Genomic DNA, 248 nt, shown 5'->3' on the forward strand with positions numbered 1-248 from the left:
CCGATTGAAATTTGACCCAGGGCGGATTGCTGATTTTGTTACCAGCAACTGTGGATAAGTCTACCAGCGCAGCTGCTTTTGAACCCACTCCCTCGCTGTCCCAGTTCAGCTGTTGAAGACCTGCCACATGCAGCCATGCAGCAGGCCGTCGTCACCATGAAATCAGAACGACTCATCGTCCTCCGGTTCCTGGCCGCCCTTACGCTTTCGCTCCCGTGATTTGATCTTGGCCTGGGCCGCCAAGCTAC

The 248-nt window shown here is 55.6% G+C and carries 1 pseudogene; it reads right to left on the reverse strand.

The features are described from left to right. Nucleotides 1-162: 162 nt before the first annotated feature. Nucleotides 163-248, reverse strand: a pseudogene (locus tag AAEZ08_RS23280) (AAA family ATPase); the annotation flags it as partial.

The organism is Pseudomonas sp. E45-MNA-CIBAN-0222, assembly GCF_040310405.1.
Lineage (GTDB): Bacteria > Pseudomonadota > Gammaproteobacteria > Pseudomonadales > Pseudomonadaceae > Stutzerimonas > Stutzerimonas stutzeri_AC.